Source organism: Microbulbifer guangxiensis (assembly GCF_021729075.1).
Taxonomy (GTDB): Bacteria; Pseudomonadota; Gammaproteobacteria; order Pseudomonadales; family Cellvibrionaceae; genus Microbulbifer; species Microbulbifer guangxiensis.
The window spans coordinates 571,457-592,965 of sequence record NZ_JAJSAQ010000002.1; the positions used below are offsets into that span (position 1 = coordinate 571,457).

A 21,509-nucleotide genomic window follows, 5' to 3' on the forward strand; every position below is an offset into this window, starting at 1 on the left:
TTCCGCCCCGGGCCATGACTACGGTGCGCTGGAGCACGAACAGTCCGCCAGTCGCCAGCGCGCTTCTCAGGTGGCGGTCGCGAACTACCGGCCTGCGACTAGACTTGAATGTATTCGTCAGTCCTAGCAGTTCCGGGAGCCCCAATGCCGCAATGCCTGCGAATCGTCACCAGCCTCCTCTTCCTCTGCCTGCTGACAGCCAGTGGCTGCGGGCGCGAGGGCAATGACGCACCCGCTGCCGACGAGCCCATCAAGCAGCATGCGGATGGAACGGACTCCGGCGCCGAGCGCCAGCGTACCGACCGCAAAGACACCCCCCGCAAGGAAGCCCCCGAAGATCCGAAATCAAGCAAGGCCCCTGGCGAGAAGGAACAACCGGCCGTCGCAGAACCCGTCCCTGATGATGCCAATCGCGAAACCACAGCAGACAGCGAAGAGGCGGGCGTCAAAGAGGAAGATGCAGACACCGAAGAGGCTGAAGACGAGCAAACTGCGGAGGAAGACGAAGCCCGTGACAAGTTTGCCGGCCACGTTGCGGGCCTGGAGGACCCCCGCCCCGAAGCCGCCTGGGCTCCGGATACCACCGGCGAATACCCCATCGGCGCCTTCAACAATTACATCGAGAAAGGCGATCTCGACGCGATCAAAAAACGCGGCAAGTTACGCATCCTGGTAGACATTGCCAATACGGACTCCCTTCACAGGGCCGCCACCCTGCAGGATATCCAGATCGAGCGCGCCAAGCGCAAGGCCAAGTATCTCGGTCTGGAGCCGGTAGTGCTGTATGTGGACAAGTATGAGCAGTTGATCCCGTTGCTCATCGAAGGCAAGGGAGACATCATCGCCAACCATATGGTAATCACGGAAAGTCGGCTGAAACAGATCGATTTCTCCATCCCAGTGGGCAAGACGCGCTACCTGCTTCTGTCCCGCAAGGAGACCCCGGATGTGAAGGAAGGGGAATCCATGAAGGGCAAGACCGTATATGTGACCAAAGGCACACATATGGAAGAGATTGCCAAGCAGAGGGCACCAGACTTCCCCGGTGTGAAGATCAAGGCCGTCGACACTAACTACATCACGCTCGCTGAAGAAGTCTCACGTGGCAAGATCGATTTCACCATAATCCCGGACACCGCCTTCGACCTGATCTCCCAGTACCGGGACAACCTGAAAGACAACTTCACGGGGGATGTGGAGCGGCCGACGGCCTGGGGGATCCGCAGGAACTCACCCCAGCTCAAAGAGGAGCTGGACAGGGCCGTACGCCATTTCGAGCTCACCAAACTCGACGACAGATTCCTCGGCGATCTCGACGGCATCAAGGAGCGCGGCGTACTCCGCGCCGTCTCCCGCAACCATCCCGGCACCTACTTCATGTGGAAGGGACGCGTGATGGGGTACGAGTACGAGATGCTGCAGAAATTCGCCAAGAAACTGGATGTCCGCCTGGAGGTTATCGTCGCGCCTACCCACAAGGAGCTGTTTTCCATGGTGCGGGATGGCAAGGCGGATGTCGCCGCCAAGCTACTATCTGCCACAAGAGCCCGTGATGAGGCCGGCTTGGATTTCGGTCCCACCTATATGAAAGAGTCCGTCTCCATTGTCGGGCGTCCCGACGACAAAATCGAATCACTGAAAGATCTGCGCGGCCGGACACTGCATTTGTTGCGCTCCAGCAGTCAGTTTGAATTGGTCATGGAGCTACTGAAAGAACACCCCGAATACGGGAACCTGGGTGTCGATATCGAACTGGTGCCCGAGGAGCTCACCATTCCGCAGATACTGGACCGTGTCGCCGACGGCGAATACGATCTGACCATCGCCGACGATGCCACAGTGCGCCTGGAGCACCACTGGCGTGACGATATCGTCAATCTCTACGACCTCCAGATCGAGGACAACAATTACGCCTGGATGGTGCGGGAGCAAAGCCCCCAGTTACTCGAAGCCATTACCGAATTTTTCAATGACCCGAAGATTGCCAAATTGCGGGATACGCTGTACCACAAATATTTCGACGAACCCAAGCGCACCCGGGATGAGATCAAGAGTCTGAGCGAAAAAGGGCAGATCTCCCCTTACGATCACCTGGTAAAAAAATATGCCGAACAGTACGACTTTGACTGGCGTCTGATCGTCGCGCAGATGTTTCAGGAGAGCACCTTCAACCCCAAGGCCAAGTCCTGGGTCGGCGCCCGCGGCCTGATGCAGGTGATGCCGGATACCGGCAAGCAGGTGGGCGAGCACAAAAACCTGTTTGACCCGGAAACCAGTGTTCGGGCAGGAATGAAATACCTGGAGTGGCTACACCGCAAGTTCGAGGACAAGGGCATCAGCCCGGAAAACATGATGTGGTTCACCCTCGCCTCTTACAACGCCGGCCTGGGCCACGTTTACGATGCCCAGGACTTGGCCGAGGAAAAGGGCTGGGACCGCAAAGTCTGGTTCGACAATGTGGAAAAGGCCATGCTGTTGCTGTCCGAGAAGAAATACTATTCCAAGGCCCGCTACGGCTATGCCCGTGGGCGCGAGCCCTATGACTATGTGCGCAAGATCTCCCAGCGCTTCCGCACTTATGCCGCGCTGCTGGAAGCCTACCAGCGGCAGCAGGAGGTCGGGCGGATCACCTGCTCCAGCCTGCCGCCCTGGCTCGCCGCCAATCTGGCCGGCTGCCAGCAACTCTCCGCCCAGGCCCTGGCCCGGCACTAACCACAAAAAAAGCCGGCGGGTTGCCCCGCCGGCTTTTTCATTCATCGGTCAACGCACCAAAGCACGTTGTTCAGCTGCAGCTGCCAGGCATGCTCGCCACCCACTCCCGCAGCAGCGCTGTCCCCTCTTCGTGCTCGAGACTGCGACCCAGCTCGGGCATCATCGCCCCCGGGTTGGTGGTCTCGACGCGGAAGTTGAGGATGGACTTCTCCGGCTCTCCGGGCACGATGGCAAATAGGCGGTTGCCACTGCCGGTACCCGCCGCCACCGGCGGCTTGCACAGACCCAGCTTGCGTCGATCCTGTTCCAGGTAATGCAGCATCAGACCGGAGGTATCCGCCGCGCCGGACGGGTTGTGGCAGTGGCCACAGTTGATGTCCAAGTAGCTGCGGGCGCGCTCCTCCAGGGACGCACTGGCATCCTTGAAGTGCACATTTCTCGGGATCGCCTCGAACTCGGGCAGGCCACTCAGGTAACCGATCTGCTGCCAGTGCAACAACTGGTTCTCGCTGCCGCCGGCATAGGCGTAGTCCTTGTTCAGGTGTCGTGCACGGGGACCCAGCGGCTGGATCGCCTTCGCCGTGTGGTTATCCGCATGGCAGCCGGCACACTGGTTGGCATCGGGCACAACGTAGGTAAAGCTGGTGGGCTCACCACTTTCACTGGCCAGCTGCAGACGGGTCGCGTCACCGGCAATTTCCAGCACGGCCTCGGTCTGCTCGGCATTCCAGACATACGGCAGGGCTTGCCAGCCGTCGGCACGTTTGACCAGCACGCGGGTTTCAATCAGGCGGACATTGTCCAGGTCCAGCGCCTCGCCGCGCTTGCCGGCAACGTAATCGCGGCTGTAGTCATCAGTGCGCAGCACCGCCGCCTGCATACCACCGTTTTCCTTCGGGTAGTAGAAAGTCTTGGTGATGACCGTACCCACGGGGTAGTCGAAGTTTTCATCTCCGTACTGGGCAGCAGTGCCCGCAGGCATCCAGACCGTGCGCAGTTTGTGCGCGTAGTCGGTAAACAGGGCCGTATTCAGGTCGTAGGGGATGACGCCGTCATTGAGTGACAGCTCCCCATCGATGGCCTCGACCACATGCCATTCGCTGAGTTTTTCCGGTACAGCATCACGCCCGAAGACAGTGACCTGCTCTCTCGGTGCATCGCAGCCGCCAAGGGCGGCCGCGAACAATGGGGCCAGCACCGCGCCCCATAGTTTCTTACGCATCTTCAGCCTCGAGCTTTGCCATCTTGCTGTCATCAGCGGCAGGCTTGTCAAAATCCAGCACGATCTGCGGCAGTTTTTCCAGCGTGCACTGGTGCGCGGCGATATCAGTGGAAATGTTCTTGAAATCGTTTGAGGCATCGATGTTGATGATGCCGGCATCGCCGTTGTCGATGCAGAGTTTCAGGGATTCCGGCAACTTGCCATCTACGAGCTTCTCCTCGTTGACGACACCATCCCACAGAATATCGGGCAGGCTGCCGCTGAGTCCGAACTTGGCCAGCTTGAGGGCCTTCAGCTCCAGGTGATCGGGAGATTCCCCGCCGCCGGAGAACTGGTTGCCGTAGATGTAGATACCTTCCGGATACGGGTCAAAGGCTTCCTGAGTGGACTTGTCCGAGTAATAGCCAGCGGTGTAGTAGCTGCTGACGATCACGTTGGCCGTGTCGTTATCGGAGATTTCGTTGTTGAAGATCTCTACATAGTCATTGGAGTTGATCACGATACCGGAGCCGGCGGGTACCGCTGCCACCGGCGTGCCTTCATGGCCGAAGTTCTCGGTATTGTTGGCAAACACCTTGTTGTCGTAGACACGGGTGCTGTGACCCGGCTGTGGCAGGTTCGGCATGTTGAAGACGAGAATACCGCCGGTGTTGTTGGTGGCCACGTTGTCGTAAACGTCCGCACCGATGGTGTTCTCGATCTCGATGCCGGCCACGTTGTACTCGGCGCGGTTGTTGCGCACGATCACATTGCGGGACTGTCCCACGTAGATGCCCGCATCGGAAGCGCCGATCGCTACCGTGCCCTCGACCAGGGTGTTCTTGGTCTGTACCGGGTAGATACCGTAGGCACCATTCTCGGTGGCCGGGCCGTTGGTCCACTCCACACGAATATTGCGGATGATGATGTTTTCACCCTCGTTCACCTTCAGCGCATCACCGATGGTGTCCTCGATGGCCAGGTCCTCGATGGTGAAGTCGCTGGCGTTGACCAGCAGGCCTTCGGCGCCCTGGATCTGGTCCTTGAAGGAGAGGATGGTCTTGTCCATGCCCGCGCCGCGAATGGTCACACCGTCCACGTTCAGGGACAGGCTGCGGTTGATCGGGAAGGTGCCCTCGGGCAGCTCGATCACATCGCCGGGCTTGGCGGAAATCAGTTGTTTCAGCAGGTTCTTCTGGAAGTCGGCGGCCTCTGCCTGTTCAGCAACACCGGCCTGCTTGTCAGCTTCCTGAGAACAGCCCGTGGCCAACAGGGCTGCCAGTACCACACCCAGGTACGCAGAGTTTTTCATGAGGTTGTCCTTTATTCGAGTTATCTATCGCGTATTCGAACTGTCTATTTATGTGACCCAGATCGGCGCGGGAGTTCTACCTGCCACCAAACCTGTACGCTTGTACCAGTTTGCAAGCCAAAAAAAATGAGCTGGCTGCCAGCGGGCCGATAGTATCCAATCGGCACACGGCCGGCAAGGCACATGTCTTGCCGCCAACGGCGCTGCGCGGTAGTGTCTTGAGCCAGAACAAGACAGAGAATGAATCCCATGCACACCCGAGCAGCGACTATCGCCATAAGCGCCCTCCTCGGCACTTCCGCAGGCGTCGAGGCCAGGGAGACCCTGGAGGTTTTCATCACTACGCCGGAGGGGCAGCGTTTCCAGGCCCACCAGGAGCTGGGGGCAACCTTCGAGGTATATGACTCGGGTGCGATCTCTGGTCCCAGCACCGTGCAGGAATACAGCGCCATCCGTTGCGACAGCGCATGGGGTGCCATGAAGTACCGGATCCCCCTGGCGAGCGGGCCCGGCTACCGCCTGGAGGCGCACGGGGACAAACTGCGGCTGCGCGTGGTGGAGTACTCGGTGCATAGCGAGGACACCAATATTGCCGCGATGGAAGTGCACTGCATTGATTCCGCGCCGAGACCGATCACGAACGCGCTCGGAGAAGTGACTCTGGAGCGGGGCAGCGAACAGAGACAGAGCTTTCAGCTGGCCGGCGGCTACCTTGTGGAGTTTCGTTACCGACCCAGTGGCAGCGGCGGCACCCTGGCCAGCGAGGGCGAAAAAGTCGGGGCTTCCGGTGCCGCATCACAGCAGGCGGACGCCGGCCTGACGACCAGTGATGAGGGCTGAATCCCGGAGGTGATCTCAGCCTGAAACATCTCTGCCGGTGTTCGCCCGGCAGGCCCGGGGCGAACACCGCGCAACATCAGTGGAATACCGGCGCTTCCACGAAGCTCCAGAACAGTACCGTGCCCACCATGACCATCACGGCAACCACCAGTGATACCGTGACAATGGCACTGGCAAACAGGAAACCGCGCTCCTCGGACACACCCATCACGATTGGGATCCCCAGGTACAGCAGGTATACCGCATAGGCCACCGCCAGCGTTGCCAGCAGGATATCCAGCCAGAGAATGGGATAGAAACCGGCGACACCGGCGAGGAAAATTGGCGTCGCAGTGAAGCCGGCGATCACCATCCCCTTCATGGGGTAGGTTTCGGCACCGTAAGTCTTGGCCATCCAGTGGATAAAGTACCCGATCGCCATCACGGCAATCACCATGGTGCAGTAGAACACTGCCACCAGGGAGAGGGCGCTGTCCCTTGTGATGCGGCGGGTTGCGCCATCACCGATGGACCAGCCAACTTCCGTGGTTCCGATAAACCAGGCCAACGCGGGCAACAATGCCAGCACGATGACATAAGGGATCTGCCGGCGCAGACTCTTTTCCGGCAGACTTCCAATTTGCTGCCACTGCCTGCGCGGCTGTACCAGCAGTCCGAACATATGGCTCAACATCCTGTTTTCCTCACGCTGTGCGAGGAACCCCGGGCGAGACCTGTCAGCTCAAATTGATCTGGATACTGCTTGTCAAAGTGAGGAATACCACTGAGGTCATTCCCGAAGCTCCAGCTTTTTCTTATTTTGCGCTTTCAGCTTGTAACAGCGTGGTCGCGCAAGTCAACGGGATTTCAGGAATTGGCGTTTTTGTTGCCGTGCACGTTTCTGCAGGAAACAGCCGCTTGTGAACGGGTGCTACCAATCAACCCGGATTGCACCAGATAGGCAGCAAAAAGTGTCGGCGGAAAGGTGTAGCCCCTGCCCGCCAACAATACTCAGCCCACTTCGGCGATATCGACGGGCACCATCCACCCGAAGGGATCCTCGGCCCGCCCCTCCTGGATATCGAGCAGCGCACTGCGCAGGCAGCCGGCGACCGGCCCCGGCGCAGTGGCAAGCTCGTAGCGCGCATCGCCGTCACCAAGGACGCTGATCGGACTGATGATTGCAGCAGTACCGCAGGCAAAGGCCTCACTACAGGTGCCGGAGCGCACCAGCGCCAGCAGGTCGTCGATATCGATCTCCCGCTCGTGCACCACATAACCCTGCTCGCGGGCCAGGGCCAGCAGCGTGTCACGGGTTACTCCCTCGAGAATAGAGCCGTTGAGGGCGGGGGTATGCAGCTCGCCGTCCATCACGGCAAAGAAGTTCATGCCCGACAATTCGTCCACGGTGTGACGATTGCCCGGGTTCAACCACAGCGACTGGTCGAAGCCGCGCTTCTTCAGGCGCGCAATGCTCTGCAGGGAGGCTGCATAGTTGCCGCCCACCTTGGCGTCGCCGGTACCACCCACTGCGGCCCTCGCATCATCGCGCTCCACCCATACCCGCATATTGCCGGGGTGATAAGCCTCCGAAGGGCTGGCAATCACATAGAACTCATAGGAAGTGCTGGCAGAAACGGAGAGGTCCGGCTGGGTGCCGATAAGGAACGGGCGCAGGTAAAGAGACTCCCCACTGTTCGCCGGCACCAGGTTGGCACAGTAAGCCGTCACGGTCTTTACCCCGTCCATGAACAGTGCCTCCGGTACCGCTGGCATGCACAGGCGCTCTGCCGAATAGGCCATACGGCGGGCATTGCGCTCGGGCCGGAACAGGCTCACCCCGCCACTGGTGCGATACGCCTTCATGCCCTCGAAACAGGACTGGGCGTAATGCAATACCTTGGCAGCGGGGTCCAGTGACAATGGCGCATAGGGAATCAGCCTGCCCCCACTCCAGACACCATCCTGACAGGTGGCGCGAAACATCACCGGGGCCATCACATTGCCGAAACCCAACTTCTCCGGCAGTTCAAATCCGCGCAGACTTGCCGCCACCGCGGGATCAATGGATACGCTCACCTCGGGCCTCCTCCTTATCTTGTGCGCTGATTATGGGGCCAAGCCGGGCCCACTCCAAATACTTCGACCGCCAGCCCCCTCTATTGCGCAAAATCAGACGGCACTAAACACGATCATTAGGATAGTAATATCGCAATGAACAGAGCTAATCCGGCAGTCACGCAGACAGCCCGACCGCGGCACATGCAAGCCGCGCCCATGAACCCGCTTTTCTAACCACCGCACAAAAATATTGGCGCGTATTTCTTAATATCGATGACCAGTGGCGCACTGCCGGCATCCCCGCTGCTAAACCGATTGAGGGGCGACCACGTAATTGAGTGTGAGGAGAAAAAACGCCGGACAGGCAGCACCCCCATCGCCGACATGGCGCGGCAAAAACGTGCCGTTGGCTATACTGATCTGGCGAGGCGCTGAATAACAGGCAACGGGCGTCTTGACGGGATTCGACGCATTATTCAACCTATCGTCGGACCCGGCTCGGGATCTAAATCACTCCGGGCACTGTCATGGACTGAGAGAACCACACTTCAGGGAGAGAAAATCCGCACGGCATCCGTGCCCAAGCGGAGTAAGTGCTCGACTCCTGGCCGCTGCGGCTGCGGGGACGGGTGAAGCAAAACATGGAACAGAAGTGGTTCAATCGTGACACAGACAGAAATCAGCAAAGACATTGCTATCGGCTTGATGTTTACAGCCACAGCTCTGCTGTGTGGCAACGCCTGCGCGGAAGTCGAAGACACATCCGCGACAGTGTCCAGCGCTCCACCTCCCGCCTACCTCGAAGCGGCATCAAAACCCCTGCACCTCGCCAAGCGGCAGCTGCGGCCCTCTGAGGTCGTCGACAGCTACCGCGAACGCATCGAGGAGATGGAAGCCCAGTACGGCGCCTATGGTGCCGGTATCGACGAGCAGCTTGTCGGCTTGGCCACGGCATTGCAACGCAACGGCGCCCACGAAGAGGCCATCAGCGAATTTCGCCGCGCCATGCTCATCAACCGTGTCAATGAGGGACTCTATTCACTCAACCAGGTCCCCATGATCGAGAACATGATCGAGAGCCAGATCGCACTCAACCAGTGGGAGGATGCCAACGACAACCAGCAGTACCTCTACTGGCTGCATGCGCGCAACTATGGTGAAAATGATCCCCGCATGCTGCCGGTGATCGACAGCCTCAGCCGCTGGCATTTGCAGGCCTACAAAGAGGAAAAGGGTGGCACCCTGTTCGAGCACCTGATCAGTGCCACAGATCTCTACAGCCTGGCGGTCGACATCATCACCAATAATTTCGGTGCCAACGACCTCCGTCTGGTGGAGGCTCTACGCGGCCTCAAGGCCACCAATTATTACCTCGCCACCTACAAGGGCGAGCCCCAGGAACCGGTGGTGGTCAATGCCAACTTCGGCGGCGGTCCGGATATGGACGCAGCCCGCCGCACGAAGCTCGATCACTACAAGCTCAACAGCTTCAGCTCCGGCAAGCAGGCGATCGCCAGGATCGTCGATGTTTACCAGAAAAACCCACAGTCGCCGCCGGCCGCTTCGGCCAAGGCCAAAGTTGAACTCGGCGACTGGTATATGATGTTCAACAAGTGGCACTCGGCCCGCGAAACCTATGGCGAGGCCTACCAGGCGCTGTGGGACAACGGTGCGACCAATCAGGAAATAGACGCGATTTTCGGCCGGCCCGCCGCCCTGCCCGCTCTGCCGATGCTCGAGGAGGACCGGCAGGGGCTCGCGGATGCCTACGTGACCGTGTCTTACGACGTCACCGCCTTTGGCAAAGTACGCAATATCGAGATACTGCATGCGGAGCCCGCGGATGATGTCGGCATGCGCTCCCGGGTTCGCAATGCGCTCAAGCGGGCAAAATTCCGCCCGCGGTTTGAAAACGGCGAACCGGTGGAGACCACCGGCATCGTGCAGCGATTCGTGTTCGACTGACGGGTAAACTTGGCGATTCCTGCGCCCCTCTGAACCGGCAGCCAAACCCAGCAGGGCAAGGCGCTGTCGAAGAAGACAGGACGCATGATCAGCGGGACGCAGGCCGGGCTATGCCCGGCCCTGTGCGCTGTGGAGATCGCCCAATTTTACCCTCGCGGGACTGCCGCCAAACGCTCACGCACGCACACGCATTAGCCCGGGCGGGAACCGGGCCTCAGGAGAGAACAATGACTCTACGGATAGCGGTACCAGGCTCAACGCAGCACACACGCAGCTGGCGCACCCTCGCTTCGGTCATCGTGCTGAGCGCAGTGATCGCCGGCTGCAAAACCCAGCAGACCCAACAACAGCCGCCGGCCCAGCCCCAGCAGCCGTCGTCGAGCTCATCTTCACAATCCCAGTCCCAGTCGCAGCCAAGCCCCAGCAGCCCGTCCTCGAGCCGCAGCCAGAGCCAGCCGCAGACTGCCAGCAGCACCTCCTCCAGCAGCTCCTCGCGCTCTTCGCCCAGCCAGAGCATGCCGAACAGCAGCGACAGCCGCACGAATACCAGCATGCCCACCATCGAGTCCGGCAGCGAAGCGAGCCGCGAAGCGACCACCGCTGCCAGTAGCGGCGAGGAACAGAGCCGGCGCCAGAGCTCTGCGTCCGATTCCATGCCGGATCCGACCGCACGGAATAACCAGCCGTCATCACCGGTATACAGTGAATCGGATCGCCGGCCGGAAGAGAGCAACATGCCCCCGGACCCCTCCACCAACAGTGAGGGGGAGCCACCGGATGAAATCGATTTTTCCGAGGAAGAGCAGACAGCAGCGTCCTCAAGTAACAGTTCCTCCAGCAGCAGCGCCTCGAGCAGCAGTTCCGCGAGCAGCGCTTCCAGTAGTTCTGCCTCGGCGACCAGCTCCGCCAGCAGCGCATCCAGTGCTGCCAGCAGCAGCGCCTCGGGCTCTCCCGCCAGTGGTGGTGGACCCTCTGGCGGCAGCAGCGCCCCCAACGAAGCACCCGCCACTGCCGCAGAGCGTGTGGAACAACTGGAGGGAGAATTTGAGGCCACCATGGCCAGCTATGACGGCATGATCCTGCGGGAGCGGGACTATGTGCGCAATCGGCCCGCCTCCGAAGAGGAGACCGAGGAGATGGACGAACCGCCACCCGGGGAATCCCTCGAGGACCTGATCGAGTCCGCAGAGGCTGAGATCCCGCCCCCGCCCGGCGGTGGTGAGGGGGGTGGCCCGGGCCCGGAGGAGAGCAACTCCAGTGGCCAGGCCACTGGCCCCGGTATGCAGACAGCTGGCCGCAAGGGAGAATTCGACCACAGCGGCAGCACGCCAGTGGTTCCCGCCGACATCCCCAAAGGAGATGACGATGATGTGGTGGCACGCCAGATTCGCGAAGCCGCCATGCGGGAGTCGGATCCGGAGCTCCGCGAGAAGCTCTGGGAGGAATATCGCAAATACAAGAAATCGCAGAAGTAGTCGCGGAGGGAACCCCAATGCAGTCACTGAATGCCACTCTGTTTCACCCCGGCATCGCCCGCTTTCTCGGTCGCAGCCTGGCCCTCGTTGCCGGCCTGGTCCTTTTCGGTTGCACCTCGACCGAGGTACGGACCACGGCCTACACCCCGCTGACCGTGGAGGATTCCGCCATTCCGGAAGGCCGCTTGCTGGATGTGGGTATCGTGCAGTTTGACCCGGGCCTCGAAACCACCGAGGTCAGCGAGGAAGACCTGGTATTTCCCGAACTGCGCCAGGCGGAATCCCGCTATATCGCGGTCACGCTGTCCGAATCCCTGCAGTCGAGCCAGGGCTGGGGGGCCGTGCGCGTTGTGCCCAGCGCGCGTTCCAACATCGATGTCACCGTGACCGGCCGCATCCTGCAGTCCGATGGCGAGACGCTCACCCTCGAGGTCACAGTGGTCGACTCCCGCGGTCAGCGCTGGTTCACCAGGGAATACAGTGAAAAGGCCTCCCACTACGCCTACGACCGCAAACACCCCACCGAGGGCGATGCCTTCCAGGGACTGTACAACCGTATTGCCAACGACATGATGGTCTACCGGCAGCAGCTGTCGGACCAGTATGTGGCCGAGCTTCGCACCATTTCGGAAATGAAGTTTGCCCGCAGTTTCTCGCCGGATGCTTTCTCCCGCTATCTCACCCAGAGCGAGGACGGCATCTACCAGCTCAAGGCATTGCCCGCTGAAGATGACCCGATGCTGCAGCGGGTACGACGTATTCGCGAACGGGACTACCTGTTCGTGGATACCCTGCAGGGTTACTACGGCACCTTCGTCAAGTCCATGGAAGCGCCTTACCAGGAGTGGCGTGCCCTGAGCTTCGAGGAGGTGCAGCAGATGCGCGAGCTCAAGCGCAAGGCACGTAACCACACCATTATGGGCGCAGCGGCGATTGTCGGCGGTATCGCTGCGGCAGGCGCCGGTGGCGGCGCCGCCCGCCAGGCCGCCAATGTGGCGGTTGCCGGCGGCGGTTACCTGGTCAAGAGCGGTTTCGATCGCCGCAGCGAAGCCAAGATGCATATCGAGGCCCTGCAGGAACTGGGCGATTCCATGGAGGCGGAAGTGGAGCCCCAGATCGTCGAGCTGGAGGATCGCACGGTGACGCTGAGCGGCACAGTGGAAAACCAGTACCGCCAGTGGCGCGAACTCCTGAAGGAAATCTACGAAGCGGAAACCGGCGGGCTCGACGGCAGTATCTGATGATGTGCGGCGGTGGGAAACACCGCCGCGCTGCCCGGAACAATAACCACGACTTTGCGGAATCACTATGCAACACCGCGACGAGAACCCGGATGACAAGGGCATCATCAGCCCCGCAGATTTCAGTTTTGGCGGCAGTGTCACACCGGAAGCCAAGCCCGGGCAGAAACAGGACTCGACCAGGGCCGCGCCCCCGGGCCGCGACTATCGGGCACTCACCATCGGCTCGCTGCTGGTCCTGGGCCTGGTCGGGGTTTTCTGGGTGCTGCCCCAGGCGGTCGACAAACCCAAACCCCAGGCCCCCGTGGCTGCGACACCTGTTACCCAGCAATCCCCTGCGGGCAACCGCGAAAAGCCTGTAAAGGCATCACCATTCAGCGATGCCGAGATTGCCCAGCAACGCCGCGAAGTGCAGAAGGTCCTGCAGGACATTCTCGCCCTGCAGGAAGAACTGCGTGAGCGGCACGTCGATACCTGGGCGGCCGAGGAATTCGGCAGCGCGCGAGGCCTGGCTGAGGAGGCCGACACCATCTACCGTCAGCGGAAATTTATGCAGGCACTGGAAAAATACCGCGCCTCCCTGGCCGCCCTGCAGGAAATCCGTGACAGCATTCCCGCGCGTATTGAAAAACATCTGGCAGAGGGCAATGAGGCCCTGGACCGCGGTGATGCCGAGGGGGCCCACAGCGCCTTCGACCTGGTACTCACCATCTCTGATGACCACCCCCGCGGGGTGAAAGGCAAGGCCCGGGCGGAAAAACTGCCAGAAGCCTGGCAGCATTTTTCCCGTGGCAAGCAGGCATTCGCAGAACAGGACCTGGATACCGCCCGCGAGGCGCTGCAACAGTCACTGAAGGTGGACGGGGAAACCCGGCCAGCCAAGGCGCTGTTACCTGAGGTGCTCGCCGCCATCAAGGACCGGGATTACAGCGAAGCCATGTCGGCGGGCTACGCCGCAATCAGTGCCGGGGATTTTTCCGCCGCCCTGGAGGCGTTTCGCAGCGCACAAAAGCTGAAGCCCGGTGAAGAGGATCCGGAAGTGGGCATCCAGCAGGCGAGGAGCGGGCTGACCCAAACCCGCATCGACAGCCTGTTCGCCCGGGCGCGTCAGCAGGAAGCCGCCGAGGAGTGGCACGGTGCGGTGAAGAGCTACGAAAACCTGCTGGAAATCGACAAAAGCCTGGTTTCCGCCATCACCGGCAAAGCGCGCTCACAAGCACGGGCGGAGCTGGACGACCGCCTGAGCGAGTTGCTCAAAGACCCGCTGTCCCTCGGTGGCAGCAAGCAGAACCAGTATGCTCGTTCCGTGTTGAAGGATGCGCGGGCAATCAACGCCGATTCACCCAAACTGCAGGGCCAGATCGAATCACTGGAAACGGCGCTCACCCAGGCAGTGATTCCAGTGGCGGTCAGACTGCAGTCGGACGCCACCACCCATGTCACTATCTACCACGTGGGCAGGCTGGGTAATTTCAGCGAGCGGGAAATCCCCCTCAAGCCGGGACGTTACACCGCAGTGGGAACCCGTGCCGGCTATCGCGATGTGCGGCGTGAATTCACCGTTGTTCCCGGGGAAGAACCACCGGTCGTCGTCATCCAGTGTGCAGAAAAAATAAACAGCGCCAATAACAGCTGAATCGAAGAACCGTCGCCCGGGATTCAGATCAAATAATCCGGGCAACTGCCAATTACCCACTCCGCCGGAAACCGGCAACGGCAGGGGCCCGGAATTATCGCTTGATGAAACTGGACCGAAAGGCGACGCCGGTATCCGCAAAAAGATGTTTTTTGCGCCAAAGGGTCCGACGACCATCATGCCAGGCAGGGTTGCGGGCTAAGCTTGAGTGCACGGAGCGAGGGAGTGCCGGAGCCCTGACCCGGGCGCGGCAGTCGCTGCCGCCATTGCGATAATTCAGATAAGTGCGCAGTAACAGGAAAGCATAAATGACAGCGAAGGAAGCGGTACCTGTCCGTGATGGCGATCGCGCGGACGATGAATTTTCGGTCATCCAGCCCACTGGTTTCTCGCCCGTTCAGGTTGAGGACCGTGCGCGACAGATGCTGTTCTCAACCCGGGCTCTCGTAATTGCCGGTAGCATGCTCTTTGGCCTGCTGGTCCTGGTTTACCTCCTGGTCGCACGTTCACTCATCTTTGAAACCCAGCCTGCCGATGCCGACGTCAAAGTCAGGGGCTTTGCCATTCCCCTGGGTGACGGTCACCTGGTGTTGCCCGGCGATTACGAATACACGGTGACAGCCACAGGCTACCTGCCCAAGAGCGGCAAGGTTTCCGTGTCCGAGGAAAAGAACAGCCGCCATGCGGTCAAGCTGGAACGCCTGCCCGGCCACCTGCAGGTGGTCAGTGATCCGCCGGTTCCGGTGCGCATCCTTGTGGACGGCGCCGAGGTGGCCAGTGAGCAGGGCCTGGCGCAAAACATCCCGGCTGGCCGCAAACGCATTACCGTGCTGACCGATCGCTACCTGCCCTTCACCCGCGAGGTGGACATCGAGGGCCTCGACAATACCCAGCACCTGCAGGTCAAGCTGCGCCCCGCCTGGGCCAATGTACGCATCAGCAGCAATCCCCCGGGTGCCACCGTCACGGTGGGAGGCGAGGTGTTGGGCACCACCCCCATGACCGCCGAACTGATCCAGGGTGACCGGATCGTGGAAATTTCCAAGCCACAGCACAAAACCGCGGAAATACCAGTGGCGGTAACCGCCGGCGTCGACCAGACACTCACCCCGGTGGATCTCGCAGCAGCAGACGGCATCCTGCGCCTCGCCAGCACCCCCGAAGGCGCCAGTGTCACCGTAAACGGTGAATTCCGCGGCCGCACACCGCTGGATGTCGAGTTGGAGCCGGGCTCCACGCACCAGGTGCGGCTGTTCAAGGATGGCTACTCCGCCGTGGAGCGCACCATTGATATCGCCGCCGGCGTCGAGCGGGAAATGACCATCGACCTGTCGGCAGTATTCGGCAAAGTGCGCATCACCAGCAGTCCGGCCAATGCAGAGGTCTACATCGATGGACGCCTCGCCGGCAGCGCCGGTGAAACCTTTACCCTGCCCGCCCGCAGTCACCGTATCGTTGTTCGAAAGAGTGGCTTCGAGGACTACGAAACCACCGTGGTTCCCAGTGCCAAGCTGGAACAGAGTATCCGCGCAGTACTGCTGACCGCAGAGGAAGCCCGCTGGAGCCAGGTGCCGGCCGAATTCACCCATGGTGCCGGCGGTCGCATGGTTCTCATGCGCCCCAACGCGGAATTCACCATGGGCTCCTCCCGGCGCGAGCAGGGCCGGCGCGCCAATGAGGTACTGCGTCAGGTTGCCCTGACACGCCCCTTCTACCTGGGTACCACCGAGGTCACCAACCGCGAGTATCGCCGCTACAAGCGCATGCACTCCTCAAGCCACGTGAACGGTGTCAGCCTCGACAACGACAACCTGCCGGTGGTGAACATCAGCTGGGCCGATGCCGCCATGTTCTGCAACTGGCTCAGCGCCCGCGATGGCCTGAAGCCGGTCTACCGCACTGAGGGAGAGCGCGTTGTCGGCTTTGATGCCAGCGCCAACGGTTACCGGATGCCTACCGAGGCAGAGTGGGCCTGGGCCGCGCGCTACGAAGGTGGCAGCATGAAGAAGTTTCCCTGGGGCGATGAATTACCGGTGCGGAAAAACTCCGGCAACTATGCCGACAACAATGCTGCACAGCTGCTTCCCGCGGTGCTGCGCACTTACAGCGACCGCTATGCCGCCACAGCCCCGGTCGCCAGCTACCAGGCCAATTCCCTGGGCATCTACGACCTGGGCGGCAATGTCTCGGAGTGGGTGCACGACCTCTACACCATCGGTACCGGTCTCTCGCTGCGCAGGGAGGAAAACCCGGTCGGCCCGCAGGATGGGGATTACCATGTGATCCGCGGCTCCAGCTGGCGCCATGCAGGGCTGACGGAACTGCGACTTTCCTACCGGGATTACGGTGCCGAACCGCGCAACGACGTGGGCTTTCGTGTCGCACGCTGGGTCAACTAGGAGACTGTCATGAAGTGCCATTCAAAAGAGCAAAGACATGGCCGCCCCGCGGGCCTGCTGGGGGCGCTCCTGTTCGCGACTTCCATCGCTCTCTCCGGGCTGCCAATCGCCGCAGAGGAAACGACTGAGGGCGAGAAGGATACGCAGGAACCGGTGCAGGTGGCCCAGGTCGGGGAGAAAGCCAGTGAAGGGGAAAGCTCCGGCACGGCTGGCGGCTCGGCGAGCAATAACAACGCGGATGATTACGAGGCCTCGGAGGAAATCTCAGAGGACCTGTCCGTCTCGTTCCCGGTGGATATCTGAGACAGGCGCACAAAGGAACCATCACTACAAGTACAACGAAAAATGAGGTCTGCAGGGGCGAGGCTCATCCCGTCGCCCCGGTAACTGAGCGAGAAGCACTATGAAATTCAAGTCGTCCGATTTTGTCTTCCAGCTATTTGCCCTGCTGGCGGCGGTCATCCTCGTGCACGCCGTGTATGTGGCAGTCATCCGCCCCAACGCCGATGCCCTGATCGAGGAGCAACTGGCGCGGGAGGCCGCCGGTGAAACCTATGTCCAGCAGCGCTCGCTGTATATCGTCATGCGCGATTACGAGCAGGAAGCGTGCTTTGTGCTGATGCTCTGGGCCATGGCCATCATGGGCCTGAAGGCGCAGCGCAGCATGCGCGAGCGCCGCCTCCTGGACAAGGCGCTGCTCAACGTCAGCGAAGGCACCCCGATCCTGCCGGAGGATGCGCGGGACCTGTCGCGGCCGATTCAGGCCCTGCCGGAGGAGGAGCGCAACTACCTGCTGCCCCGGGCCCTGCTCACGGCCCTGCAGCGCTTCGCCTCCACCAAAAACGTGGCCGCGGTCTCGAACTCGGTCAAGGAGGTGTGTGAAACCGAGGGCGACCGCCTGGACTCCGAACTGGCCATGGTGCGGTACATCACCTGGGCCATCCCGTCGATCGGCTTTATCGGCACGGTGCGCGGTATCGGTGAGGCACTCTCGCAGGCACACAAGGCCGTGGAAGGCGATATCGCCGGTGTGACCGTCAGTCTCGGTGTGGCTTTCAACTCTACTTTCATCGCCCTGGTGATCAGCATCGTGATCATGTTCTTCACACACCAGCTGCAGCTGATGCAGGAGCGGCTGGTACTGGATACACAGAATTATTGCGACAACCACCTGCTGCGGTTCCTCAAGGTCAGTTGACAGGTTTCCGCCAGCAAAAAACAGACGTTGCCAAAACAGCACCCCATCCCCGCTTGAAGCCGGGGCTGGAAAGTGAAAAGAGGAATGCCCTATGGGACATGGTGTCCTTGAAATCAATGACTGCGGGCTGCGTGTCTTTACCGGCACCGACGAAATCCTGGAAAGCCCCGGCATCGCCGTCGTGGAGCCCCATAAAATCCTCGTGGGCACCGCCGCGCAGATGCGCGCCCGCTGCCACCCCACCCAGGTCAACAACCAGTTCTGGCGCCGCCTCAGCCTCGAGAGCCTGAAGTCGGAAAATGCCCGCTGCCGTCACCATGCCGATCTGGCCTACTGCCACCTGCAGGAAGTGGCCGATCACTGCGACCTGCCCGAGCAGGTTACCCTCGCCGTGCCCGGCAACTTCAGCCGCGAACAACTCGCCCTGCTGCTGGGCATCATCAAGGAAAGCCCCATCAATGCGGTGGGACTGGTCGATGCGGCCACCGCCTGTATCAGCGCCACTGCACCACGCGGCGTCCATCTGCATGTGGAACTCCAGCGCCAGCAGACGCTGGTGAGTCGCGTTGCGGTCCATGAGCAGGCGTCATTGGATATCGCCGAAACCGTCAACGACGCCGGCCTGCAGAACTTCCAGGACGCCTGGGCCCGGGTATTCACCGATGCCTTCATCATGCAGTGTCGCTTCGATCCACTGCATTCCGCGGATGCGGAACAGCAGCTTTACGACCTGATGCCCCAGTGGATCAACCGCGCCATGCGCGGCGGCGAAGTACTGGCGGAGATGGAAGACCGCACCGCCAAGGTGACCCTGCGCCAACTCCAGGACGCCAGCACTCCGATTCTCTCGCGTGTGCGGGCACTGATCGAAAACCTGTCAGAGTCGTCCAGCGTGGTTTTCGTATCCCATCGCTGGGCAGAAATACCCGGCGGCGCACAGCTCGCCGAGCGCATTCACCTGTTGGCCCACAACTGCATCGCCCAGGCTGTCGCCGGTCGCTGGGAGCAGATTTACAGCCCCTCCGAGGCCCTGCCACTGATCAATGTCCTGGACGCCGCTCCCCCCAGCGAAGTGGTGGTCCAGGTCAACAGTGCCGCCGAGGCAGCGGCAACCCACCTGCTGTTCGGTCACCGGGCACTGGCGGCACAGCAGCCACTGTTCGTCAGCTGGCAGGAAGGCAAGCTCAATATCACCCCCACCCCGCCGGAACATCCTGCCGGGACCGTCACCAGCCATGCCGGTCGCCTCGCCCTGCGGGTGGATGCAGGTGCACGCCTGATGCTCAACGGCCAGGAGATTTCTGCACCGGTCAACCTGACCGCCGGGGACAGGATCGGCGTACCGGACCTGGAAGATGTGATTACAGCAATCAGCGTGGAGCGTTATGGCGCGTAAGAAAAGGCGCTTTTCCGCCTTCAGCCTGTCATTTCTGGACATCATGTCCTGTGGCTTCGGTGCCGTTGCGCTGATCTTCCTGATCATCAAACACGGTACCGACCGGGACATACAGGCGGAAAACCAGGATCTCGCTGCCGAGGTCAACCTGCTTCAGGAAGAAGTGGAGTTCGGCCGCGAGCACCTGGTACTGGCCAGAAATACCCTCGATGTGACCAGTGACGAGCTGGCGGAAGCCCAGGGCCTGGCTCGCCGCATCATGGAACAGATCGAGGATGTGAAAGGCAACATCGCCGAGGTCGACAGCAACAATGATGAGCAGGACATCAAGCGCCTGCAGGAGAAGCTGAAGAAGCTCGAGGAAGCCAAGAAGGAACTGGAAGCCGAGAACAAAAAGCTCGGCAACAACGTGCGCAAATATGTCGGTGATGGGGACCGGCAGTATCTCACCGGATTGCGCCTTGGTGGTGACCGCATCCTGATCCTGCTGGATTCCTCCGCCAGCATGCTGGGCGATGAACTGATCAAGGTGATCCGTGCCCGCAACATGTCCTCACGGGTCAAGCGTGACACCGAAAAATGGCGCCGTGCGGTCAACACGGTTTCCTGGCTCACCGCACAATTCCCGCAGGACAGCCAGTACCAGATCCTTACCTTCAATACCGGTTTCCGTACCGCACTGCCCGGTACCGAGGGGCGCTGGCTGAACGTGGACGACCGCGACCAGATGGACCAGGCCATCAAGGAACTCAATGAGATAGTCCCGGAAGATGGCACCAGCCTTGAGCGGGTCTTCAATGCCATCAACGGCATGAGCCCTCTACCGGACAATATCATCCTCATCACCGACGGCCTGCCCACACAGGGCATGAAGGCCCCGCGGGGCAATACGATTACCGGCAAGCAGCGCCTCGACCTGTTCAAGCGCGCCGTCAAGGCGCTGCCAAAAAATATTCCCGTGAATGTGATCCTTGCTCCCATGGAGGGCGACCCCTACGCCGCCAGTGAGTTCTGGAAACTCGCCATGGAGACCCAGGGTTCCTTCCTGGCACCTTCGAGAGACTGGCCATGAGACGCAACCGAAACAAGCGACAACAGGAAGAGTTCAACATTTCCTTTCTCGATGTCATCTGCTGTGGCTTCGGCGCCATCGTCCTGCTGCTGATGATTGCCAAGACCGTCGAGCCCATCGTACTGGAGGAGGCCGAACTGGACCTGGACGGGCAGGTGGAAGAACTACAGGAGCAGCTGGCGGAAATCCGCGGTGAGACCACCGTGCTCAACCGTGACCTGAACGCCAAGCGCGAGCAACTGGATATCGAACGCGAGCGCATCGCCATCCTGAAGGGCGAGCTGGAGACCCTGCAAGTCCAGTATGCGCGCAAGACCGAGGGTGAGTCGGAAGAGGGCAAAATCCGCGGCGAACTCACGGTCGCGTTGCAGAGCCTCACCGACGAAATGCGGCGCCTGCTGGGGGAAAACTATCAGCGCAAGAACAACGTCATTGGCGGCATCCCGGTCGACAGTGAATACATCCTGTTCATCATCGACACCTCCGGCAGTATGTTCAATTACGGCTGGGATCGCATGATGCAGGAGATGGTGAACACCCTGAACCTGTATCCGAACGTCAAGGGTATTCAGGTGATGAACGACATGGGGGACTACATGTTCTCCAATTACCGCAACAAGTGGATCCCCGACACTCCCGGCCGCCGGGACGCCATCCTGCAACGACTCCGTTCGTGGAACCCGTTCAGTAACTCCAGCCCGGTCGAGGGTATCCAGAAAGCGGTGCGCAGCTTTTACGACCCCAACAAGAAAATCAGTATCTATGTGCTCGGGGATGAATTTACCGGCAAGTCCATCCGCAATGTGATGCTGGCGGTGGATCGCGTCAATGCGCAGCACGGAGAGAGCAAGCGCAATGTGCGTATTCATGCCATCGGCTTCCCGATCCAGTTCTCACGTCCCCCACATCTGCAGACCACAGGTCTACGCTTTGCAGCATTGATGCGGGAATTGACCTACCGCAATGGCGGTACTTTCGTCGGTCTCAACGATTTCCGCTAGCAGAGGGCCCGTCCAGGAGCA

At 60.7% G+C, this 21,509-nt stretch carries 17 protein-coding genes; 12 read left to right on the forward strand and 5 right to left on the reverse strand.

Annotation, left to right across the window (positions count from 1 at the left end; translation table 11 throughout):
• The first annotated feature begins 144 nt into the window (after positions 1 to 144).
• A complete protein-coding gene (locus LVD12_RS06630; protein ID WP_237066674.1) occupies positions 145 to 2,712 on the forward strand; it encodes a transporter substrate-binding domain-containing protein in 2,568 nt (855 codons plus the stop codon).
• A 70-nt stretch (positions 2,713 to 2,782) separates the two neighbouring features.
• On the opposite strand, the gene LVD12_RS06635 is transcribed toward LVD12_RS06630, so the two are convergent.
• Together LVD12_RS06635 and LVD12_RS06640 are read right to left on the reverse strand one after the other, a co-directional pair.
• The gene (locus tag LVD12_RS06635; protein WP_237066676.1) at positions 2,783 to 3,934 is read right to left on the reverse strand and encodes an SO2930 family diheme c-type cytochrome; all 1,152 of its coding nucleotides are present in this window, start codon (positions 3,932 to 3,934) and stop codon (positions 2,783 to 2,785) included.
• Positions 3,927 to 5,225 carry a parallel beta-helix domain-containing protein gene (locus tag LVD12_RS06640; RefSeq protein ID WP_237066678.1) on the reverse strand — a complete coding sequence of 433 codons (1,299 nt, stop codon included), beginning with the start codon at positions 5,223 to 5,225 and terminating at the stop codon, positions 3,927 to 3,929. The genes LVD12_RS06635 and LVD12_RS06640 overlap by 8 nt, the downstream gene beginning before the upstream one ends.
• A 249-nt stretch (positions 5,226 to 5,474) precedes the next feature.
• Here LVD12_RS06640 and LVD12_RS06645 point away from each other — a divergent pair, with 249 nt between their 5' ends.
• A complete protein-coding gene (locus LVD12_RS06645) occupies positions 5,475 to 6,065 on the forward strand; it encodes a hypothetical protein (RefSeq protein ID WP_237066680.1) in 591 nt (196 codons plus the stop codon).
• Positions 6,066 to 6,141: 76 nt separating this feature from the next.
• Here the strand turns inward: LVD12_RS06645 and LVD12_RS06650 are convergent, their stop codons facing one another.
• Positions 6,142 to 6,738, reverse strand: a complete 597-nt coding sequence (locus LVD12_RS06650) for a Yip1 family protein (RefSeq protein ID WP_237066682.1) — start codon at positions 6,736 to 6,738, stop codon at positions 6,142 to 6,144.
• Positions 6,739 to 7,055: 317 nt separating this feature from the next.
• Positions 7,056 to 8,123, reverse strand: a complete 1,068-nt coding sequence (locus tag LVD12_RS06655) for a branched-chain amino acid aminotransferase (RefSeq protein ID WP_237066683.1) — start codon at positions 8,121 to 8,123, stop codon at positions 7,056 to 7,058.
• Positions 8,124 to 8,768: 645 nt separating this feature from the next.
• Between LVD12_RS06655 and LVD12_RS06660 the strand changes: the two genes are divergently transcribed.
• Complete coding sequence (locus LVD12_RS06660; protein ID WP_237066685.1) at positions 8,769 to 10,070, forward strand: hypothetical protein; 1,302 nt, start codon at positions 8,769 to 8,771, stop codon at positions 10,068 to 10,070.
• Positions 10,071 to 10,284: 214 nt separating this feature from the next.
• Here LVD12_RS06660 and LVD12_RS06665 read toward each other — a convergent pair whose 3' ends face one another.
• Positions 10,285 to 11,064, reverse strand: a complete 780-nt coding sequence (locus LVD12_RS06665; protein WP_237066687.1) for a hypothetical protein — start codon at positions 11,062 to 11,064, stop codon at positions 10,285 to 10,287.
• A gap of 28 nt (positions 11,065 to 11,092) precedes the next feature.
• Between LVD12_RS06665 and LVD12_RS06670 the strand changes: the two genes are divergently transcribed.
• The 9 genes from LVD12_RS06670 (at position 11,093) to LVD12_RS06710 (ending at position 21,488) form a co-directional block, all read left to right on the forward strand.
• Positions 11,093 to 11,545 carry a hypothetical protein gene (locus LVD12_RS06670; RefSeq protein WP_237066689.1) on the forward strand — a complete coding sequence of 151 codons (453 nt, stop codon included), beginning with the start codon at positions 11,093 to 11,095 and terminating at the stop codon, positions 11,543 to 11,545.
• 17 nt (positions 11,546 to 11,562) lie between these two features.
• The gene (locus tag LVD12_RS06675) at positions 11,563 to 12,786 is read left to right on the forward strand and encodes a hypothetical protein (protein ID WP_237066691.1); all 1,224 of its coding nucleotides are present in this window, start codon (positions 11,563 to 11,565) and stop codon (positions 12,784 to 12,786) included.
• 67 nt (positions 12,787 to 12,853) lie between these two features.
• Positions 12,854 to 14,422: a tetratricopeptide repeat protein gene (locus LVD12_RS06680; RefSeq protein WP_237066693.1), complete on the forward strand. Its 1,569-nt coding sequence runs from the start codon at positions 12,854 to 12,856 to the stop codon at positions 14,420 to 14,422.
• Between the two features lie 308 nt (positions 14,423 to 14,730).
• Positions 14,731 to 16,821, forward strand: coding sequence for a PEGA domain-containing protein (locus tag LVD12_RS06685; protein WP_237066695.1), 2,091 nt, complete (start codon positions 14,731 to 14,733; stop codon positions 16,819 to 16,821).
• Positions 16,822 to 16,830: 9 nt separating this feature from the next.
• A complete protein-coding gene (locus tag LVD12_RS06690; protein ID WP_237066697.1) occupies positions 16,831 to 17,124 on the forward strand; it encodes a hypothetical protein in 294 nt (97 codons plus the stop codon).
• 100 nt (positions 17,125 to 17,224) lie between these two features.
• The gene (locus LVD12_RS06695) at positions 17,225 to 18,019 is read left to right on the forward strand and encodes a MotA/TolQ/ExbB proton channel family protein (protein WP_237066699.1); all 795 of its coding nucleotides are present in this window, start codon (positions 17,225 to 17,227) and stop codon (positions 18,017 to 18,019) included.
• 91 nt (positions 18,020 to 18,110) lie between these two features.
• Positions 18,111 to 19,415, forward strand: coding sequence for a hypothetical protein (locus LVD12_RS06700; protein ID WP_237066702.1), 1,305 nt, complete (start codon positions 18,111 to 18,113; stop codon positions 19,413 to 19,415).
• Positions 19,405 to 20,487 carry a VWA domain-containing protein gene (locus LVD12_RS06705; protein ID WP_237066704.1) on the forward strand — a complete coding sequence of 361 codons (1,083 nt, stop codon included), beginning with the start codon at positions 19,405 to 19,407 and terminating at the stop codon, positions 20,485 to 20,487. Before LVD12_RS06700 ends, LVD12_RS06705 begins: the two co-directional genes overlap by 11 nt.
• On the forward strand, positions 20,484 to 21,488 hold the full coding sequence (locus tag LVD12_RS06710) for a vWA domain-containing protein (protein WP_237066706.1): 1,005 nt from the start codon (positions 20,484 to 20,486) through the stop codon (positions 21,486 to 21,488). The genes LVD12_RS06705 and LVD12_RS06710 overlap by 4 nt, the downstream gene beginning before the upstream one ends.
• Positions 21,489 to 21,509: the final 21 nt, after the last annotated feature.

Bases quoted from the DNA above. Each gene is read 5' to 3' on its own strand.
- LVD12_RS06630 (WP_237066674.1), top strand. From the start codon at position 145: ATGCCGCAATGCCTGCGAATCGTCACCAGCCTCCTCTTCCTCTGCCTG.
- LVD12_RS06635 (WP_237066676.1), bottom strand. From the start codon at position 3,934: ATGCGTAAGAAACTATGGGGCGCGGTGCTGGCCCCATTGTTCGCGGCC.
- LVD12_RS06640 (WP_237066678.1), bottom strand. From the start codon at position 5,225: ATGAAAAACTCTGCGTACCTGGGTGTGGTACTGGCAGCCCTGTTGGCC.
- LVD12_RS06645 (WP_237066680.1), top strand. From the start codon at position 5,475: ATGCACACCCGAGCAGCGACTATCGCCATAAGCGCCCTCCTCGGCACT.
- LVD12_RS06650 (WP_237066682.1), bottom strand. From the start codon at position 6,738: ATGTTGAGCCATATGTTCGGACTGCTGGTACAGCCGCGCAGGCAGTGG.
- LVD12_RS06675 (WP_237066691.1), top strand. From the start codon at position 11,563: ATGCAGTCACTGAATGCCACTCTGTTTCACCCCGGCATCGCCCGCTTT.
- LVD12_RS06680 (WP_237066693.1), top strand. From the start codon at position 12,854: ATGCAACACCGCGACGAGAACCCGGATGACAAGGGCATCATCAGCCCC.
- LVD12_RS06685 (WP_237066695.1), top strand. From the start codon at position 14,731: ATGACAGCGAAGGAAGCGGTACCTGTCCGTGATGGCGATCGCGCGGAC.
- LVD12_RS06690 (WP_237066697.1), top strand. From the start codon at position 16,831: ATGAAGTGCCATTCAAAAGAGCAAAGACATGGCCGCCCCGCGGGCCTG.
- LVD12_RS06695 (WP_237066699.1), top strand. From the start codon at position 17,225: ATGAAATTCAAGTCGTCCGATTTTGTCTTCCAGCTATTTGCCCTGCTG.
- LVD12_RS06700 (WP_237066702.1), top strand. From the start codon at position 18,111: ATGGGACATGGTGTCCTTGAAATCAATGACTGCGGGCTGCGTGTCTTT.
- LVD12_RS06705 (WP_237066704.1), top strand. From the start codon at position 19,405: ATGGCGCGTAAGAAAAGGCGCTTTTCCGCCTTCAGCCTGTCATTTCTG.
- LVD12_RS06710 (WP_237066706.1), top strand. From the start codon at position 20,484: ATGAGACGCAACCGAAACAAGCGACAACAGGAAGAGTTCAACATTTCC.